This is a genomic window from Polaribacter sp. Hel_I_88 (assembly GCF_000687935.1).
In the GTDB taxonomy this organism is placed as follows: Bacteria; Bacteroidota; Bacteroidia; order Flavobacteriales; family Flavobacteriaceae; genus Polaribacter.
This window is the reverse complement of sequence record NZ_JHZZ01000001.1, coordinates 1,554,870-1,575,108: the sequence shown is the minus strand read 5'-3', so window position 1 is coordinate 1,575,108 and position 20,239 is coordinate 1,554,870. Positions and strand designations below refer to the sequence as shown.

The window sequence follows — 20,239 nt, the reverse complement described above, 5'->3', positions numbered from 1 at the left end:
TTCTATTTATTTTATATTTATTTCTTTATCAATAAAAGTAGTATTAACTTTTGCATCGTGAGATAAATTTAAATTATCTGAAACTATAATAGTGTCCGAAACTTTTAAGCCTTTTTTAATTGCATAACTATTATTATTTTCTCCAGCCACTTCTACATAATTCCATTTTGCCAATCCTTTTTCTAGGGTAAAAACAACTTGCCTATTTGATCGTAAAACCAATGCTTCTTTTGGTATCACAATAACATCTTTTAAAGACTTATTGATAAAAATTTTAACATTCATACCATCTAATAAATTGGTTTTTTTACTTAAAACTTTGGCTTTAATTTTAATTAAACCATTTTTATCAACCAACGGATTTATTTCAGTTATGGTGCCTTTTAAAAATTCCCCTTTATTTACAAAAGAGTGTATCTCCACGTCTTGTCCTTTAAAAACGAACTGAAATTCATTCTCTAAAACTGAAAAGGAAACCTCTAAATTATCTGGGTTAATTAAAGTACAAAGTACATCAGATGTTGTTATAAAATCACCTTCTTTTTTTTCTAAATTAGCAATAACACCAGAAAATGGAGCTTTTAATATTGTTTGCTCATATTCTATTTGGGCTCTTTCTAGTTTATTTATAGCTTCTAAAAAACCATTTTTAATTTTTAATTTATTAATAATATCTAGTGTAATGTTTTCTTGACCATAATTTATTTTTTCTTCTGATAATTTATTTTCAACTTTTCTTAATTCTATTTTTGCTTTTTCAACATTGTTTCTTAATAAACTATTTTCTAATGAAGCTAGTTTTTGGTTTTTATTAATTTTTTGACCATTCTCTATATTGAGTTTAGTTATTTTTTCATTTATTCGAAAAAATAAATCATTCTTTTGATTGGTAACTATCTTACCATTCAAAAGTAGTTTCGACATAAAATGATGCATGGAGATTGTAGATACTGCAACATCGACTGTAGCATCATTAATCACTACTTTAGATTCATTACCATCAATTATTTTTTTTTCACTTTGATTAACACAAGAATTTAAAAAAAAAATAAGTAATAATAAGTAAAATCGCATATTATGAATATAATGAATAAAAGCAAATATTATTTACTTTAGTTTATAGTATTAATAAATTTTATTTTATTTTTTTCAAAAATAAAATTATATGGCCCGAAAGAATGATTATTAAATTTAAAAAGTAAATCTAAAACATTTTTATTTTTAATGGGATTCCATTTAATTTTATTATTTATTTTTTTTATTTTTTTCAAAAATAATGGGTTATCAGAATAATAAAATGCTACATACTTATCTGCCTCAATATTCTCATAATTATAAAAACAACTGTAACAATTTTTATCAGATAAAATTATAATTATTTTGTTATTATCATAGTTTTTTATGCTACTTAACTCTGATTCCATAATATCTATGATCTTTTCTTCTAAACTATTGTTAGTACAAGATAGTAGCAATATAACAAAAGTACTAATTATAAATAACTTGAACGTAATAAAATGTCGTAATACCTTTTTGTTCATCTAGATAATTTTTATTTTTTCTAAACATTAATTTATCATTTGATATCATATGAACTAAACTCCCTATTTTCTTAGGAATTTTAAAATCATTTGTAGTCTTTTTTCTTTTATCCAAAACAGAAATCCAATAGATTGGATCTGGCACATCATAAGAGCTGTTCTCTTTGTAAAAAGATATTACATCTTCTTTATTTAATCCTTCACTGTAAAGAATTATTTCTTTGTTATCTTTTCTGAAATAACCCCTTATAGCTCCGCCAATAAAGAGATTTGTGAACCGTTCTTGGTTACTAGGAAGTTTACCAAATTCGATTGATAACGGATTATATTTATCTAAATCCAATTTCTTGTGTGATATTAATTGACCACTTAAAACATTATAATCAAAAATATTTGCATCGTTAGAATTTACAAAAGAATAAATACTATCATTTGCAGTAGAATAAAAATCATAAATATAGTTATAGTAGTGAGTTTTGTTAGATAAGTCACTTTCATTTGTTGGAAAATTTGCATAGCTATTTTCTTCAGAAGTATTCAAATCTTTAGTTAATAAGACTTGCTGCTTATTCTCATAGAATTTCTTTTTTGAAGGATCACCCTGAAATGTGCGAAGACAAGTTAATAGATTTTTATACAGTTTAAAATTTACAAGAGGAGCAAAAGTATTTTTATTATTAATACTTATATTCCCGAGGAAATCACCTTGAAAATTATATTTTTTTATCCCTTTAATATTACCAACTCCCAATACAGAGTCATTCAAAAATTTCAAATTACCTCTTATAGTACGACGATATTCATCGAATGCGCTTCCTTGTTTTGTAAAACTACTAAGAATATGTTTTCTAATATTAAAAATATGAATTTCTGAATTCACATAGTTGGTTAAGAGTAAATTATCTCCGATTCTATCTTGGAAAAAAATATTCGGTTTGCTTATTATTATTGAATCAATAATTTTTAAATTAAGATTATTGATCAATTCTTTGGAATCACTTTTCTTAGAGGTATTACAAGCACTAAAAATTAGAATTAGAATTAGAATAAAATTTAATTTTTTCATTGTACATAGATATAAAAATAGTCCTTTTTGAAAAAAGGACTATTTGTTTTAATTCTCTTTTTAGGGAGCTTCTGTAATTACTGGGTCTGGATAGAAACAAATTGTAATTCCTGTACCTAAACATTCAAACCAAGAGGTTCCTTGTTCTGGATCATAACGCATACCACCATTTGACCATTCAGCGTTAGCCTCTTCTGTTTTTGAGAAGCTAAAAATTATAGAACACAAAAAACTTAAGATAATTAATTTTTTTTTCATTTTTTTCATCATATATAGTTTTAAATTATTAAGGAGCTTCTGTAATTACTGGATTTGGATAATAACAGCGAATATCGCCTAGCCCCATACAATCAAACCCTCCCCACCACAGAAAATATCCTTTAGATTCTATTGTAGGAGATGGTTCTTGAGCGATTGAATTCTCAACTGTTGATGATGATGCACTCAGCATAACTACAGCTAAGAACGCAAGCAAAAAGATTTTTTTTTTCATTTCAATTAAATTTATACGGTTAAACATTGCTATACCTCATTAACTAATGGGGTATAATTATTAAAATATAAATGTAATATAAATTTATATTGACTAATTTTTAGGCTTGCAGTTTTAAATGCTAAGCCTTATTAAAAATAAGGTTTTACCTTTATGTTGTAATTTGTTAATAGAATTTAGTTTGACTTGCTATGTTATTTTGTAAATTGGTATCTATTTTTTAATTTTTTTACTAAAAATAGTTATTTGAGCTCAAAAAAAACTCTTATTTTAAAATTTCTATTACTTTCTTAATTTTAAGCTTTTTAGGGTTTCTATTACTTCCTAAATTATCAATTAGATTAAATCCAAGCGAGTCATTACCTTCTTTAAACGTAAGTTACAATTGGGTAAAGGCATCAGCATATACTACAGAAAGGGAGGTAACAAATATTTTAGAAGGTGGTTTTAGTGTTGTTAAAGGGTTAACCAAAATTAACTCTAAATCTTCTACAGGAAATGGTAATATAACTTTAGAATTTAGTAAATATACAAATGTAGACCTTGTACGTTTTGAAATTGCAACCATTATTAGACAGCTTTATAAAAAACTTCCAGAAAAAGTTAGTTATCCAATTATAAGTGTAAATAAACCCAATAACGAGAATGAAAGTGCTTTTTTGTCTTTTAGCATTAATGCAAAACAAAGTCCATTTGCAATTCAGGAAACGGTAAAAAACCAAATAGAACCAATTATTGGTGCAATACAGGGCGTAGATAAAACTCAAGAATTTGGCTCAACTTCAAAGGAATTTATTATTAATTATAATTTTCAATTACTAAAGCAACTGTCTATAAATAAGCAAGACATTATTACTACTTTACAACAACAATTTACTAAAGAAAGTTTAGGATCCATTTTTTATAAAAAAGAATATATTACTTTATCTATCAAAACAAGTAATGAACTAAATTGCCATATTCCAATAAAAAAGGTAGAAGAAAGAATTATTTATTTAGATGATATTGCAAAAATTTTAGAACAAAAACAAGAAACACAAAGTTATTATAGGGTAAATGGTAAGAATGCTATTAATTTATCTATTTATGCTACTAAAAACGCAAATACAATTGTGTTGGCAAAAAGAATAAGTGAAAAATTGCGAGAAGTACATATTTAGCCAAAACTAAAAATCTGCTATATACTTCTTAGTTAGTTCTGGTAACTCTTGTATTACTATATGTGAATTTTGTACTTTTAAATTTTCATCTAATTTTAAAAAAAATGGCAAACCAGTATCTCCAATTGGAAGATTTATTTTTTCATTATCCATTTTAAAAACCGTAATATTTTGAAGTAAATTTAGTCTTTTGAAGTTATTAAATTCTTTTTTAGAAGTAAATTTAATTAAAATTACTAATTGATTATTTAATTGTTCTTTTGATAACTCTTCCTTTAAAATCCGTATAGTCTGGTCAACGCATTGTTTACAATGTAATTCTTTATTATAATAAAAGAAAAGTTTTTTATTCATTTGATTAATATCAATTAAACTTAAAAAATTTCCATTAAAATCTTCAATTTTTGAATTGGAGAAAGTTGAGCCATTTGTTTTTTTTTCTATTTCTGTTGTGTATTTAACTAATTCTTTTAATTCTTCTGGTATTTTAACTTTCAAAACATTTGTTTTGTATATAAAAAATAATAAAGGTAATATGAAAAATAAAAATATTAGTAATTTTTTACGGTTCATTTTATTTAAGTTTATAAAATGCTAGTATGGGATTAGAATATTCATTAGAATTAGTTATTAAATTATATAATTCTGGTTTTTTATTTTTAAACAATTTAATGTCTTCTTCACTAACAACTCCATTCTTTATTCGTTGCCTTGCCTCATTAAAAATCATTGGATCTATAATTTGAACCAAGTTATCATTAGAATCAAAATTTTCAAAAATAATTTGTTCAGATTTTGTCAAAGTTAAGGGAGAATTAATAATTCTTCTGAAATGAATGATTTCTCTAGAAACTCTGTTATACAAAACTGTTCTAAAAGTTTCATATCTATCTGAATTACTTTTAAAAGGATAGTTAAATATTAAGTAATCATCATTAAAAACTATTTTATCTGAGAAATTAATTATTTTATTTTTTAATATAGGTGAATTTTCTATGAACTTATCATTTTTTATTTCTTTAACATTTACTCCATAATTTGAGAAATCTACTAAATAACTAGCTTTTAACTCGTCATTTTTCAATTCATAAATTGTGTCATTTAAAATTTCGCTGAACATTAAAGAGTTCTTATTAAAACTAGAATTTAAACTTCTTATTGAGTATGAGTTTTTAGTAAAATCTATTTTTTCATAGGGTAATAATCTACTAACAACTTGATTTTGATTATTTACACCAATTAACTTAAAACACAACGAATCTGAAAATCCACCTCCTATATTATAAAAATATTTAATATTTTTATATGTTACCATTTCTTGACCAAAAGTATGGACTTTTTCTGTTCCTTTTAAATTTCCTGTTTCGATATCAATTTTTAATACTTTTAGACCTCTACTGTCCCAAATATCAACAGTTTTTTGTTTAGTGTCTATATCAAAATCTTTAAGTCTTACATATTCATTTGGTCCTCCACCTTTATTTTTAAATTCCCATATTAAGTTCCCATATAAATCATAACAATAAAGTTGCTCTGTATTTTTTCTATCAAAAATAATAATTTTATTATTAGTAAATTGAATTTTATCAATTGTTCCAACAACTGCTTTGTTATCTAAATTTATAATTTTTTCTAATTTAAAATATTTGTTAAAATCAATTAAATCTTTCGATTTCTTTGGATCTAATTTAATTTTAACAATTTGACTGTTTTTATTATAATTTACAAGTTCATTTTTATTTATTTTAGGTGGATCTATGTTAGGTCGATTGGTTTTTTCTTTTGAACAAGAAATTACAATTATTAATAAAAACAACCATTTTTGAACTATTTTTTGCATACAGAAAAGAGATTTTTGAACTCTAGATTTTTTTTAAAAAAATTTTATTGCTATAGAGGTTTTATTTGATTGAACAAAAGGAGATATTAATAATAAATAAGATGATTAATAAATTTAGTAACCACCTTATTTATAAGATAATTTAAGCCCCTAGTCTACAACCAGTCCAAGAACAGTATTCCCAATTATCTCCACAGCTTTTTTCTGTGCCAGATGTCCAAGTATATTCCTCACCTGAACTACTCCCACCAACCGTAGCTTCTATACCTCCATGTTTAGTTAATTCTACGGACACACCTCCGCCACCTGCGCAACTACCGGTACAAACCCATTGACCACAACTTGCTGATAACGTGCCTCCTATTCCAGGATATGCTTCTACATTTTGCATTGTAGATAATGATAAAGTTATAGTTAAAACTGCACTAAAGACCATTAAGACTTTTAAAAAATTTTTCTTCATAATAAAATAAATTTTTAATTACCTAACTTTAGGTAAGATTAATATTACAATAAAATTATAAAAAAAAAACACCCTCTAAATCTACAAATTATAAAAGAATAGAAAAACATTATTTATAGTAATGTTTGACCATTTTAAATTATTCTAATAAAATTTTTTACCTAAAATTTAAATTTTTAACCTTATTTTGTATTATTAAAACTAAAAAGTTGAATTCAAAAAAAAACTCCTATTTTAAAATTTTTATTGCTTACTTAATTTTAAGCTTTTTAGGTTTTCTATTACTTCCTAAATTATCAATTAGATTAAATCCAAGTGAGTCATTACCTTCCTTAAATATAAGTTACAATTGGGCAAATGCATCTGCCTATGCAACAGAAAGGGAAGTAACAAATATTTTAGAAGGTGGTTTTAGTGTTGTAAAAGGGTTAACCAAAATTAACTCTAAATCTTCTAAAGGAAATGGTAATATAACTTTAGAGTTTAATAGATATACAAACATAGACTTTGTACGTTTTGAAATTGCAACCATTATTAGACAGCTTTATAAAAAACTTCCAGAAAAAGTTAGTTATCCAACTTTAAGCGTAAATAAACCTAATAAAGAGAATGAGCGCGCTTTTTTGTCTTTTAGCATTAATGCTAAACAAAGTCCATTTGCAATTCAAGAAACGGTAAAAAACCAAATAGAACCAATTATTGGTGCAATACAGGGCGTAGATAAAACTCAAGTATATGGTGCAACTCCTAAAGAATTTATTATTAATTATAATTTTCAATTACTAAAGCAACTTTCTATAAATAAACAAGATATTATTACTTCTTTGCAACAACAATTTACTAAACAAAGTTTAGGGGCTATTTTCTACAAAAAAGAATATATTACTTTATCTATTAACACGAATAATGAATTAAACTGGCATATTCCTATAAAAAAGGTTGGAGAAAGAATTATTTATTTAGATGATATTGCAAAAATTTTAGAGCAAGAGCAAGAGACCCAAAGTTATTACAGGGTAAGTGGTAAAAATGCTATAACTTTATCTATTTACGCTAATAAAAATGCAAATACAATTGTGTTGGTAAAAAGGGTAAGTGAAAAACTGCAAGAAATACAAACTTTACTTCCAAATGGATATTCAATTATTGAAACTTATAATGCAACTGAATATTTAGAAACAGAATTAAATAAAATTTATGAAAGATCTTCTTATACAGTTCTAATTTTACTTTTATTTATACTACTTACAAGTAAGAGTTTTAAATATTTATTAATTACTGTAATTAGTTTGGTAGCTAACTTAGGCATTGCCTTTTTACTGTATTATCTATTTAAAGTAGAAATTCAATTATATTCTTTAGCGGGAATAACTATTTCTCTCGGTTTAATTATAGACAATAGTATTGTGATGATTGATCATATTAAAAAACAAGGAAATAGAAATGCATTTGTACCAATTTTAGCATCTACTTTAACAACAGTAGGTGCACTTTCAATTATTTATTTTTTAGATGATGCTTATAAGGTAAATCTTATTGATTTTGCACTTGTTATTATTATTAACTTGAGTGTTTCGCTTTTTGTTGCCTTGTTTTTAATACCTGCTTTATTAGAAAAAATCCCTTTAAAACCTACAATCACTAATAAATGGAAATTAAAATTTGAAGAAAAGTTTTATACTTCATATCAAAAGCTCCTAAAAGTTTTATTGAGATTTAAAAAAATAGCTCTTATTTTTATTATTCTAATATTCGGAATTCCTTTTTTTATGTTGCCTCAGAAAATAGAAACGAATACTACATTCTTTGAAAAAGCATACAACAATACGTTAGGGAATGGATGGTATAGAGAGAATATTCGACCACATTTAGACAGATATTTAGGAGGAAGTTTTCGTCTTTTTAATTATTATGTTTTTGAAAATGCATACTACAATAGAAATGAAGAAACAAAACTATATGTATCTGCTTCTATGGAAAAAGGAGCTACTGTGCATCAAATGAATGAAGCATACTTAGCCATTGAAAACTACTTGCAACAATTTATAGAGATTAAACAATACACAAGTACTATTTATAGTGGAGATAATGCTAGAATGGAAATTACTTTTAAAGATGCCTTTAAAGAATCCTCTTTCCCTTTTATATTAAAAGCACGATTAGTAAGAAAAGTTTTAGATCTTGGTGGTATAGACTGGAATGTATATGGTGTAGGTAATGGCTTTAGTTCAGGTGGAGGTAGTAATGACCCTGTTAATTTCACTGTTAAAGCAAAAGGTTATAATTATGATGATCTAAATAGTTGGGCAGATACTTTAAAAACAGCTTTAGAAAAACACCCAAGAATTCAAAAAGTTCTGATAAAAGAAAATTCTTATTGGTCTAAAAAACCTTCATTTGAATATCTTTTTAGTTTAGATAAAGAGCAAATAGCGTTAAGAAATAGTGATCCTTCTAAAATCTATAATGAATTAAAATCTTTAACACTTTCTAAACAATCTGATATTTCTATAAATATTAAAGGAAAATATATGCCAATTCGATTAGAATCTGATAATTCTAAAACTTTTGATTTATGGGCAATAAAAAATACGCCCTTAGATAGCTTGCATACTCCTATTGTTTTAAAAAATATAGCAGTTACATCCAAAGAAAGGGAAGAGGAAAGTGTTTATAAAGAAAATCAAGAATATATTCGATTGGTTCAATTTCAATATACAGGTTCTGCAAAGTTTGGTGCAAAGTTTTTAAAAACAAAATTAGAAGAACTTAAATTAAAATTGCCCTTAGGATATCAATTTGAAAGTTCTCAAAATAACTGGTTTTTAAATGATGATAAAAATAATAACTATACTTTTTTATTGTTGCTTGTTTTAGTAATTATTTATTTTATATGTGCTATTTTATTTGAGAGTCTAAAACAGCCATTTATTATTTTAAGTGTAATACCAATATCTTTTATCGGAGTTTTTCTAACTTTTTATCTTTTCGATTTTAATTTTGATCAAGGTGGTTTAGCTAGTTTTGTTTTATTAAGTGGAATAACTGTAAATGCATCTATATTTATAATTAATGGTTTTAATAAGCTAAGAAAACAAAAGCCAAATGAAAATTATCTAGAATTATATATTGAAGCTTTTAAACAAAAAATATTTCCAATTACACTTACTATTATCTCAACAATTCTAGGATTTATTCCATTTATAAAAGATGGTCAAAATGAGGTATTTTGGTTTGCTTTAGGAGCAGGAACTATTGGAGGACTAGTTTTTTCTATTATAGGTATTTTGTTTTATCTGCCTTTGTTTACTTTGAAAAAGAGAGTAATTCAAAATTAGTCATCATTAAAAGAAAATATTTTAATCATTTTTCCTTGTATATAACTTTCTGGAACAAAACCAAAACTTCTTGAGTCTATAGAATAGTGTCTATTATCTCCCATCATAAAAAAATAATTATTTTTAAAGATATAGGTAGTATCTGTTAATTTTGATAAATCTGTATTTTCAAAATTGGTTGTTGAAGCATTATAGATTGATATGTTTTCTTCTGTTAATTCAATTTTCATTCCTTTTTTTGGAATAATTAGTTTTCCATAATTATCTCTTGTCCATTCATCTTGTTTACTTAAAGGGAATAAGAAATAATTATAGTTTGTTTTTTCTTCTATGTTTATTTTGTGTTTTTTTCTTTCGTTATCTGAAAGTGCTGCATATTCTTTATTAGAATAATTTTGATGTATAGTGACATTATTTTCTTGATTATAAATGTAGCTGTAAGTGTAATTTTGATTTTGTTTGAGTTCTTTAGAGTTAATAAAAACTTTTGCTTTTTTAATTTGTATAGTGTCTCCGGATAAACCTATAATCCTTTTAATTAAAAATTTATCTGAATTATCTATTGCTTTAAAAACTACAATATTTTCTCTCTCAAATTTTGCAAAAGAGTTTAACATTCTATATAAATTATATTCATTTTCTGGTGAATCAAATAAGTTTCCAATAACGGGTAAATTTCTAAGATGCTTTGGAAGTTTTACTCCATAACTAAATTTATTAATCAGCACATAATCTCCAGGATATAAGGTTCTTTCCATAGAACTAGAGGGAACATAATAAACATCAAAGAAAAAGGTTCTAATAAAAACTGTAAATAGAATTGGTAGAATAATAATATAAACATACCTAATAACCGATAGAACTATTTTTGATAAATTAGTTTTTAAGAAAAAATAAATTTTATTAAGTGTAATGGTATCTAAAACGATAAGAAGCACTAATGAAACTATCAATAATTTAGACCAAAGGAAGAAAAGCAGTACTCCTATAACCCCTAAAATAAAAACTCCTTTTATAAATAGTTTTACCATTTTTCAAAAATAGTTTTTTTATCTAAATTTAGTGAATTTTAAAATAAAATTAATTACTTAATACTAAGGCCTTAGATTGGTCTCCAAACAGACAAAATGATTATTTATTTCTTAATAAAAAGTTGAGACCATTTTTTATCTTCATTTTTAATATGTAAGAGATAAACTCCTTTTGATAAATTTTCTACATTAATCATTGCAGAATTATCTTTTACTTTTATTTCGGATTTTTTAATTTGTTTTCCATTGATATCATAGAGTACAATAGAGATATTTTCACCAAGAATAGTTTGCGGTAATTGAATGTTTAAAAAACTATCTGTTGGGTTGGGGTAGACTGTGATAGTGTTTTTTAAGATTTCAGCATCAATACTTAGAGTTGTAATATTTAGCACTATTCTATTTCCTAAATCATCATAGACATAGTTTTTCTCTTTTTCTCCAGTAAAAACAACCTTTACCAAACGGTTTAGGTTGTCGTACTCATAAGTTGTTTCTACTATTCCTTGAGTATATGCTGAAATGCATATAAGAAGGAATAAATATTTAATTTTTATTTTCATTTTTTTAAAATTTAGGAATATACACTTCTTTGACTTTTTGGCTCCTATCAAATGTAACTTCTATATAAGGAAAGCTATCATTGTGAGTATCATATAGTAATAAATTATCGCAATAATTAAATGGTTTTATACAGGGGACGTTTTTATCTTTCATTACAGAAAAAACTTCAGAATACGTCATTCCAATTTCTATTTTTTTTGCAGAATTAATACTACGCTCTTGAGATTTAGTAATGGTTATATTATAAAATAAACTTGATAATATTATTAATAAAAATAATATTATAGCTGATTTAATTGTTTTTCTTTTAGTCATATTTAGTTAAATTGATTGAAATAAATTGATATATATTCTGATATTTTATCAGGATTATCTTTTAATAAATCATCAAAGGATTTGAAGAACTGAATTCCTAGTTCATTGGAATAAACATCTTGAGGGTTGAAAGCACTTTTAGACCCCATAACAAACTGCTGTATTTCTTTAGCAAAACCTAATAAATGACCTCTTCTTCCAACAACAAAAAAATGTATCATATCTACTTGTTTCCCGTTTTTTAGCTGAACAAATCGATAGTTTTTATCCGTATCATTAGGATGTTTATATCCTATAATAGGAATTCTTGATTCGCCATAAATTATTTCACTCTCTACTTTACCACTATGCTGAATTCTAAAAGCCTCTATACTAGATATTGTATTACCGTTAGAATCTTTATATTTCTCTTCTTTAAATAACGCAGGAAAAGATTTTGTTCCTTTAGGATCAATCCTACTAATCGGATTATTATCCGCATACGGATACAAATTATTACTCCAAACAGGGTCTTCGGTTAAGAATCTACCTATCGTAGGCTTATAATATCGTGCACGCATGTAAAATAAATCTTCAGTATCATATTCAACTCCATAAGTTCCAACATATCTAAATCTATTGCTATCATTATCAGGCTCAACTATTTTGGTGATTTCACCAAAATCATCATAAAAATATTTATGAGTAACTTCTCTTGACTCGTTAGTAATTGCAATAGTGCTACCTCTAATATCTCCATGATAGTATTGCAAATCACCATTGGGTTTCATTCGTGCAATAAGCATTCCTGTTGGGCTATAGATATAATAATATATTGGGTTGTTATTTTGATCTAGCTCTACAAGAATATTGTCTTGCAAAACATCTCGAATGAATTTGGTGTTTACTCCATCTTTAGACATTTCAATTCTTTGACCAAATCCATTGTACTTAAACTCAAAGTCATTGTCAATATCTGAATAGCTTATTAAACGATCATCAATATCATAATTTAAACTAATTCCTGAATCAATCGAAGTGGTATTTCCATCTTCATTAACAGAAATGGGAATGCCACTGCCTTGAGTTATATGATTATTTTGATTGTATGAGTAACTATTGTTGCTACTACTGCTTGAATTTGAATCTACAGCTGCAAAGGGTAATGACTCTGAAGCTTTAGTAATATTTCCATGAACATCTAAAATAAACTTTCCTTCATAAATTGGATTTCCTGAATTTAAATCCACATGAGAAACATAGTCCCTTCTGCCGGCTTCATCGTATCTATAATCTATTCTAAAATTGTTAGCTAAATCTATGTGTGCTATTCTATCGTCTTTTAGATATTTGTACTCTGCTAAAATCAAATTATCTTGACCGATATTTCTTAATAACTCAATTTTTGTCACTCGATTTTTATCATCATATAAGTAGTGGGTTTCCAACTCTACTCCATTGATTGTTGGGTATTCAATATCATCAAGACTACCCGTATCTTCATAATCATATTCAATTCTATATCCGTGGGTTGTGGTTACACGCTCTACAAGGTTTAAATTGTCATATCTAAATGAAACTTTTCCACTTGCGTTAGATACATCTTCTAACAAATTTCTATTATTATAATCAATATCAGTAATAGTTCCTGTTTCCTCAAGTCTTCCATCGTTATCGTATTTATAATCAATGTCAGTTCCAGAAGGTTTAATAAATTCTGTTAAAAAACCCTCATCAGAGTACTCATAGTGTTTGGTATGGCTACCAAAAGTTTCTTCAATAACTCTATCTTGCTCATCATAGGTGAATGATGTTGCGACATTCTTTGCGTTTACAATAGAGGTTAGATTATCATTGGTATCATAGCTGTAACTTGTTGTAAAATTCCCAGAATTGGTGAATGAAGTCAAGTTATCATTTTCGTCATATTTATATTGAGATACGAGTCCATTATCAACTCTTTTTAAAAGTCGGTTAATTCCATCATATGAAAATGTACTTTGTATTCCTTTAGGTGCAGTTATAGAAGATACTACTCCATCATCCTCATACTTGTACTTAACTTCAATGTTCTCTTGGTTAACTATGGAGGTAAGTTGACCATAAGTGTCATAACTATAGTGGATGGAATTTCCAATAGCATCTATTACTTGTAGTAAGTTTTCATCACTATCATAAAAGAATTGGGTTACGTTCTCATTAGGGTCGATATATTTCGTTAAGTTATTATCGCTATCGTATTCAAACTCTTCCACAACACCTCCATTTTCCTTATCAATTTTGGTTACATTTCCATTAGAGTCATAGTCATATTCAACATCAATCCCATTGGTATTGGTATTATTAGGAAGCAAAATATTTTTCCCTGATGTTGGATACTCTATGGTAATGTTGTCTATATCACTGTCATATACAGTTACTAATCCATTTGCGTTAAATGTATAATTTTGGGTAAGTGTTTTACCACCAGCTGTCGGGATTTTTACTTTAGAAGTAAATTCATTAGACTCATAATCAAATTTTACATCAATATCTATCTCGTCATCATTGTTTATTCTGTATGAAGAAAGCTTGGCATTATCGCTATTATATGTTGCTTTTATTTCGTTTCCTTTGGGTAACTTTATTTCATCTAAAAGAAACCGATTAATTTGTTCAGATAATGGGGCTTCAGCATCATTCTCAATATAACTATATCGAGTTCGATTTCCTTTTGCATCATAGAAATTTTCCAGTCTATTATCGTCATCATCGTCTAAATCAAACCGTATCTCTCTTCCTATTGGATCTGTAATGTCTTTAATATAATCCGTATTACTAGCATATTCAAATCGAAGTTTTTTTCCAGAAGGGGATTCTACATATTCTATACGTTTGGTATCATCTTCTTCTGCATTTTCATAGTCAATAGTAATCTCATTTCCATTGGAATCTTGAATTTCCGTCAGATAAAAAATAAGTCTATCTGAGTCTAATTTCTCATACTTGTAACGAACCTGATTTTTTTTTGTAATATAAATTGTAGAAGAGTTATCATCAAATTCATCATATACTCCAAGAGTTACATACTTATTATCATCTTTATTATATATATGAATAGTGCCATCTGGCCAAACAATATTGTAATAATCAATTTTTTCATTTCCTACATTATTTTCTCTTACTATGTAGGAATTATAGCTATGAGACCAACCGCGCCCCAAAGGCTTTATAGGATAATATCCCTCAGGAATTTCTACCATAGAAGTGCTGTAAAAATGAGAGAAATTTAAGTTCATTTTACGATCTGGGATTGCAAAGCTATTTTTAGCATAATGACTAAAAACCCCTTGTTCAATTCCTCTGAATTGACCTAGTGTTTCAGGACTATATATACCTGGTCTAAAGTAGTTTTCTTCATCTTTAAGTTCTGACTGCGTTGGAGCATCAACAGAAGATGAACTTTCTAAAAATTTAACATACTCAAGAAATTCATTATAGGAAATACCATTTTCTGGATTTAAAGAAGATGAATTAGGAAGCATTCCGAGATTATATGCTGTGAGAAGATGCTCGTAATACAAAGTGTTTGAATCAACGTCATTGTAGTGAAGTGAACCATTTGTATTTAATGGAACTTTAAATGCCTCCAAAAGAACTTTTATTACACTTGTTCTAAAGGGAACGGATTTAATGTTAAAAGAACTTAAATCTCTTCTAAATACAGGTACATTATCTTTAAACTCTAAATAGATTAATAATTTTGCTTTTTTCTCAAATCCTCCATTGGCTTGTAATTCATTATAGACCGCTGGATAATGAGCAGCGGGATAATCATCAGGATCAGCTCCATTACCATAAATTACTCTAAAAACCTCGTTAGTAAGAAATACTTTGTCTAATGTTTGAGAAAAACTGTTTAATACTAAAAAAAACAATAAAAAAGGAATAATTTTTTTCATAAGATGTACCTTGTGTTATAATATATCAAGTACAATCTTAATAAAAATAAAATAAAATTCAGTGTAAAAAATATTTTATTTCACTGATAATCATATATGTAACCCTTAAGGGGTACATATATAAACCTTACTTTTGGTCTGTTAAGTTTTTATTGTTCTCTTTTCGAAATTTTTTTAACTCTATATTGTAAAAATCCTTAATTGAAAAAAAATCATTAGGAGAAATATCCAAGAGTTTTTTAAGATGTTTAATTAATCTATTTCTTCTTTTTTCTATTGCCCCTATGCTTACATCAGAAATATCTGCTATTTCTCTTTCTGACTTTCCAGCTCCTCGAAGTATAAGAAATTGAAAGAGCGCAGGATTCTTGTTTAAATTAAATGTTTCTTCCAAGTAGTTATGAAATTCTTCAGCTTGGGGTTCAACCTTACCTCGATAAACCATTTGGAGTGCAGACTCTTTAATTCTATCTAACTCTTTTTCTTTTTTTCTCTTTTTATTATTAATATAGTTTACTATGGTAGCAAATAGTACAATAATAAATAAAACAAAAAGCATTATCCACCACTTACTTTCTTTTAGAAGTATTATTTCTTTTTTTTGAGTATCAATGATGCTCTTACTAGTGGAGACTTTTTCTTCAACATCATATAAGCTCTCTAATTTGGTTTTGTCTCCAAAGTCAAGACTATCTCGAATATGTTTATAATAATTCAAGGCACGTTGCTTATCCTCTCCATCAAAAAGAAGAATTTGTAACTCTAAAGTTTCTAAATGATTTTGGTGGTCATTAATATTTTTAGCAATTGCTTCTGCTTGTCTTGTATAATACTTGGCTTTTCTACTGTTATTTTGAAATCCATAGAATTTAGCCAGATGGATATAGCTCACTGTTTTTCCATAAGCATCATCTAGACTATCTCTAATGGCTAGAGCAGCCAAAAAATCTTCTTCAATACTATTTTTATTTTTATCTAACAAAAAAAGACTATGAGCTCGATTATCAATTAAAGTTGCTCTAGTTTTTGGATATTCAATAATTATGGAGTCATAACTTAACGCCCTTTCATAATAATCCAGAGCAATAGTGTAATTGCCTTTGTCCTCATATACTTTTCCAATGTTATTGAGTGACTGAATAAGATATGCTTGGTTTTTTATTGTTTCTCTTAATTCTTTTGATTTTTTATGGTATACCAGAGCCGAATCATAAGCATTCATGTAATTAAAGTTGATTCCTAACGTATTATAACTTGAGGAAATGCGTCTTGCACTTGCCTTACCTTCCATAAATAACAATGACTGTTTTAAATTATGGATACTGCGTGGATAATCTCGAAAGTTTTTTTGAATAATCGCTATATTTAATAGACCAAAACCGATATTTAATGAGTCTTGTGTTGCCTTATAAAGTTTAAGACTTTGCGCATAGTAGTAATAAGCACTATCTATTTCATTTTGTTTATTAAAATATCCTGCTTTGTATTCTAAAGTTCTAGCATAAGAAGTAGTATCTCCAATACGAGAAGTTAGAGATAAGTGTTCTTTCAGATATTCGTGAAAAGGTTTCCAGTCTTGTTTACGATAGTAGGTTTTGATGTACGATTTGAGTGCAAGATTGAGAAGTGAATCATTTTTAGTCTCTTTTGCCAAAATATACAATGAATCAACATCATTAGGAATTTTTATTAATTCTTTGTTTGATGTTTTACTATTCTGGCATCCAACAAAACTTATCAAAAGTATAAGTTGAGTCAACAGCGTGAATACAGATATTGGAAAACGATTAGAAAAAATATTCATATTTCAAAAATAAATGTTTATTTTGAATTTTTAATAAAAAAAGCAAACCTCTAACTTCAAGAGGTTTGCAATTCTTGAGATTCTAATTAATTATCCTCTCGGTCTGGTTCTACTGGATCGTCTATCTCATCTCCTGTGGCGTGCAATTCCATTAGAAGCTCGTCATCGTTCATAGTACATGAACTTAAAGATAAAGTTAGAATACCCATCAAGAATAAATACATTATACGTACCTTCATGACATCTTGGTATTGAACAAAATGAGAGCCTATGATTTCTCACTTTGAAGATTATACAATTTGCCTTGCGCAAAAGCATGTGGTTTAAACTTGGTACGAAAGTAATTGAGCATATCTTGGATACCAATTCATGAAAGTTCATGAAGTTCATGAAAGGAAATTATATAAGAAAATATTTCTTTTTTTTAGTACTTTTGAGTATATGTCCAGAGCACTAATAAATACCAGAGAAGATATTTTAGGAGCTATTTATTTAGCGAATAAAATTAAAAATGATGAAGAGTACAAGGGCTACTTTGAAGATGGTATTACATCTGCTTGCGAAGAATTAGAATCTTTTACTTTGAACTACAAAAAAGTATCAAAAACCTCTTTCGGTCGTTTTTTTAATATTTCAAATAATCCAAAAATTTCTTTTCAAACATTAAATAGTATCGTCTTTTGGTATACGAATAAAAAATATCAGACTTTTAAAACTTACTTAAAAGACACCTTGAAGGAAATCAACTCTACCAAGCTCATTAGTGAAGAAGAGTTAGACATCCTTATAAAAGTATCTAAGGGGAAAGATTTAGAAGAAAAAATAATTAATGAAGAAGAAGATTCTCACAAACCTATTTTTATTACTATTGAAAATACCATAAAAGAGAATCGGCATTATGTAATTTGGGTTGTTGCTCTCTCCATAGTTTCAATTGTTATCTCTGCTTTTTTCTTTAACACAGAAAAGTCTAAACAACCCTCCACAAAAATTGATCAGATTAATATCAATAATAATGATTTTAGAAAAGTTTACCCAACCAAAGAGTCTGAGTTTTTCTCTCCTCAAGGAGAACCTATGGTGTGGTATGCAAATAATAAAAATGAAATAGATTTTTTTAATAGGGAAGGGAGTCACCCAATGACAAGGGAGAGTTTAAAACCTGTTACAAGAGAGATTATGAGGACTTTTATAAGTCAAGATGAAAATATTCGTGCAATCATTAAAGAAGCTCCAAAAGAAACAACTGTGAACATATTTAATAATAAAAATTTAGATGACGTTATCAGTATGTACTTTAAGAAGAATTATAATTCCAACGTTTCTAACTATACTTGTACAGGAAAAGTAAATTATATATTTTCAAAAAGCACCCTAGACGAAAAATTAATTATTTGTGATATTACCTTGACCTATACTGTTAGATCTAATAGTAACCAGAAAGAAATTGATAATAATAGCATCATAGGAAGAGGGTCAGGATTATCTGAGAATGAAGCAAAAAAAAGAGCTATCGAAGACATTGAATTTCAAAAAGGTATTTAAATGAAAAAAAGGATAATTATTATTTTGGCTGTAATCTTTTATGCTACTCTACAATCACAAACATTAGATGACAAGATGGGAGAGATAAGCATTAAGATAGCCAAAGATTTAAGAATTAAAAAAGATTATGTAATTGCTATTTACCCCTTTACTTCTTTGAAAAAAAAAGAAAGTAATCTGTCATTGCATATCTTTGAAGAGCTTCATACATCACTCAAAGCAAAAGAGTACAATTTTAAACTAATGGATCGAGGAACACTTGATAGTTATTTAGCTGAACATCAATTAAATTCTAATAGACTTATTGATAAAAAAACAGCCAAAGACTTTGGAAAGCTTATTGCTGCAGATGCATACGTTACAGGAAAAGTATACGTTTTTGGTAGTGTTATCAACTTAACTATTAAATTGACAGATACAGAAACAGGTGAAATTATCTCATTTAACTCAACTAAAATACCTATTGATTATGATATGTCTCAATTCCTCGAAATAGAAAATTGGGATGATAAAAAAGCAAAAGCTAATGTTAACAAAAGCCAAAACCCTAACTGTAATTCCCTAAATATTGGAAACCATTGTTTTTCTAATAATTCTGGAATTCCTGTAAAAGTGGTTATAAACTCTGGTAACAGTTACAATTATAAAAAAGAATTAGTGATACCAATTGATACTGATGGTTGTTTTAAAGATTTAAATGTTGGTCCATATACATTTGAGGTTTACAGGATAGATAGAACAAATATTGTTGGTACTTCTAATGTTATTTCAAAAGGAGACTTTACCATTGAGAAATGTAGTTCACAATTACAAAAAATAACCAATAAACCTATTAAAACTATTTCTAATGGAAAAATTATAAAACCTGATTTTTCTGGTAAATTATTTACTATTAAAATTAATAACCCAAATTATTATGCAAGGAAACTGACATTTTATAATAAAAATAACGAAACAGAGTCAATTATTATAGGTAGTAAATCTTCTAGTGAAATTCAATTACCAAAAGGATTTTATAGATTTGAAAGTATTACAACTTTTACAAAGTATAAGGCGCAAGAATCAACTTTTATATTAAAAAGTGATAAAAACATCATATTAACAAAGGATGATTTTAATTAAATAATTAAGGGGTATAATTTATTCTTTTAAAGAATAT

16 protein-coding genes are annotated in these 20,239 nt (G+C 26.9%); 4 read left to right on the top strand and 12 right to left on the bottom strand.

Annotation, left to right across the window (positions count from 1 at the left end; all coding sequences use genetic code 11):
• Nucleotides 1-6: 6 nt before the first annotated feature.
• From P161_RS0107110 to P161_RS0107090, 4 genes are all read right to left on the bottom strand, one after another.
• Nucleotides 7-1,074 carry an efflux RND transporter periplasmic adaptor subunit gene (locus P161_RS0107110; protein WP_026776327.1) on the bottom strand — a complete coding sequence of 356 codons (1,068 nt, stop codon included), beginning with the start codon at nucleotides 1,072-1,074 and terminating at the stop codon, nucleotides 7-9.
• Between the two features lie 414 nt (nucleotides 1,075-1,488).
• Complete coding sequence (locus P161_RS0107100) at nucleotides 1,489-2,607, bottom strand: hypothetical protein (RefSeq protein WP_026776325.1); 1,119 nt, start codon at nucleotides 2,605-2,607, stop codon at nucleotides 1,489-1,491.
• Nucleotides 2,608-2,667: 60 nt separating this feature from the next.
• Entirely contained in the window at nucleotides 2,668-2,877 is a 210-nt protein-coding gene (locus P161_RS0107095; protein WP_155810437.1) for a hypothetical protein, read from the bottom strand.
• 16 nt (nucleotides 2,878-2,893) lie between these two features.
• The gene (locus P161_RS0107090) at nucleotides 2,894-3,082 is read right to left on the bottom strand and encodes a hypothetical protein (protein ID WP_155810436.1); all 189 of its coding nucleotides are present in this window, start codon (nucleotides 3,080-3,082) and stop codon (nucleotides 2,894-2,896) included.
• A gap of 293 nt (nucleotides 3,083-3,375) precedes the next feature.
• Here P161_RS0107090 and P161_RS19350 point away from each other — a divergent pair, with 293 nt between their 5' ends.
• Nucleotides 3,376-4,260, top strand: coding sequence for an efflux RND transporter permease subunit (locus P161_RS19350; RefSeq protein ID WP_081817002.1), 885 nt, complete (start codon nucleotides 3,376-3,378; stop codon nucleotides 4,258-4,260).
• Nucleotides 4,261-4,266: 6 nt separating this feature from the next.
• On the opposite strand, the gene P161_RS0107075 is transcribed toward P161_RS19350, so the two are convergent.
• The 3 genes from P161_RS0107075 to P161_RS0107065 all read right to left on the bottom strand — a co-directional run bounded on the left by P161_RS0107075 (nucleotide 4,267) and on the right by P161_RS0107065 (nucleotide 6,536).
• Nucleotides 4,267-4,833 carry a hypothetical protein gene (locus tag P161_RS0107075; RefSeq protein ID WP_026776320.1) on the bottom strand — a complete coding sequence of 189 codons (567 nt, stop codon included), beginning with the start codon at nucleotides 4,831-4,833 and terminating at the stop codon, nucleotides 4,267-4,269.
• Between the two features lies 1 nt (nucleotide 4,834).
• Nucleotides 4,835-6,100, bottom strand: coding sequence for a 6-bladed beta-propeller (locus tag P161_RS0107070; RefSeq protein WP_026776319.1), 1,266 nt, complete (start codon nucleotides 6,098-6,100; stop codon nucleotides 4,835-4,837).
• A gap of 142 nt (nucleotides 6,101-6,242) precedes the next feature.
• A complete protein-coding gene (locus tag P161_RS0107065) occupies nucleotides 6,243-6,536 on the bottom strand; it encodes a hypothetical protein (RefSeq protein ID WP_026776318.1) in 294 nt (97 codons plus the stop codon).
• A 236-nt stretch (nucleotides 6,537-6,772) separates the two neighbouring features.
• Here P161_RS0107065 and P161_RS0107060 point away from each other — a divergent pair, with 236 nt between their 5' ends.
• Entirely contained in the window at nucleotides 6,773-9,901 is a 3,129-nt protein-coding gene (locus P161_RS0107060) for an efflux RND transporter permease subunit (protein WP_026776317.1), read from the top strand.
• Here the strand turns inward: P161_RS0107060 and lepB are convergent.
• From lepB to P161_RS0107035, 5 genes are all read right to left on the bottom strand, one after another.
• The gene (lepB, locus tag P161_RS0107055) at nucleotides 9,898-10,932 is read right to left on the bottom strand and encodes a signal peptidase I (RefSeq protein WP_081817000.1); all 1,035 of its coding nucleotides are present in this window, start codon (nucleotides 10,930-10,932) and stop codon (nucleotides 9,898-9,900) included. The two genes, P161_RS0107060 and lepB, sit on opposite strands and share 4 nt — an antisense overlap.
• 104 nt (nucleotides 10,933-11,036) lie before the next feature.
• Nucleotides 11,037-11,495, bottom strand: a complete 459-nt coding sequence (locus tag P161_RS0107050; protein ID WP_026776315.1) for a T9SS type A sorting domain-containing protein — start codon at nucleotides 11,493-11,495, stop codon at nucleotides 11,037-11,039.
• A 4-nt stretch (nucleotides 11,496-11,499) separates the two neighbouring features.
• On the bottom strand, nucleotides 11,500-11,811 hold the full coding sequence (locus P161_RS0107045) for a hypothetical protein (RefSeq protein ID WP_026776314.1): 312 nt from the start codon (nucleotides 11,809-11,811) through the stop codon (nucleotides 11,500-11,502).
• Nucleotides 11,812-11,813: 2 nt separating this feature from the next.
• On the bottom strand, nucleotides 11,814-15,731 hold the full coding sequence (locus P161_RS0107040; RefSeq protein WP_026776313.1) for an RHS repeat-associated core domain-containing protein: 3,918 nt from the start codon (nucleotides 15,729-15,731) through the stop codon (nucleotides 11,814-11,816).
• Nucleotides 15,732-15,858: 127 nt separating this feature from the next.
• Nucleotides 15,859-17,535, bottom strand: coding sequence for a tetratricopeptide repeat protein (locus P161_RS0107035; protein WP_026776312.1), 1,677 nt, complete (start codon nucleotides 17,533-17,535; stop codon nucleotides 15,859-15,861).
• A gap of 369 nt (nucleotides 17,536-17,904) precedes the next feature.
• Here P161_RS0107035 and P161_RS0107025 point away from each other — a divergent pair, with 369 nt between their 5' ends.
• Complete coding sequence (locus P161_RS0107025) at nucleotides 17,905-19,080, top strand: hypothetical protein (RefSeq protein WP_155810435.1); 1,176 nt, start codon at nucleotides 17,905-17,907, stop codon at nucleotides 19,078-19,080.
• Nucleotides 19,081-20,202: a CsgG/HfaB family protein gene (locus P161_RS0107020; protein ID WP_026776310.1), complete on the top strand. Its 1,122-nt coding sequence runs from the start codon at nucleotides 19,081-19,083 to the stop codon at nucleotides 20,200-20,202.
• The last annotated feature ends 37 nt before the right edge of the window (nucleotides 20,203-20,239 follow it).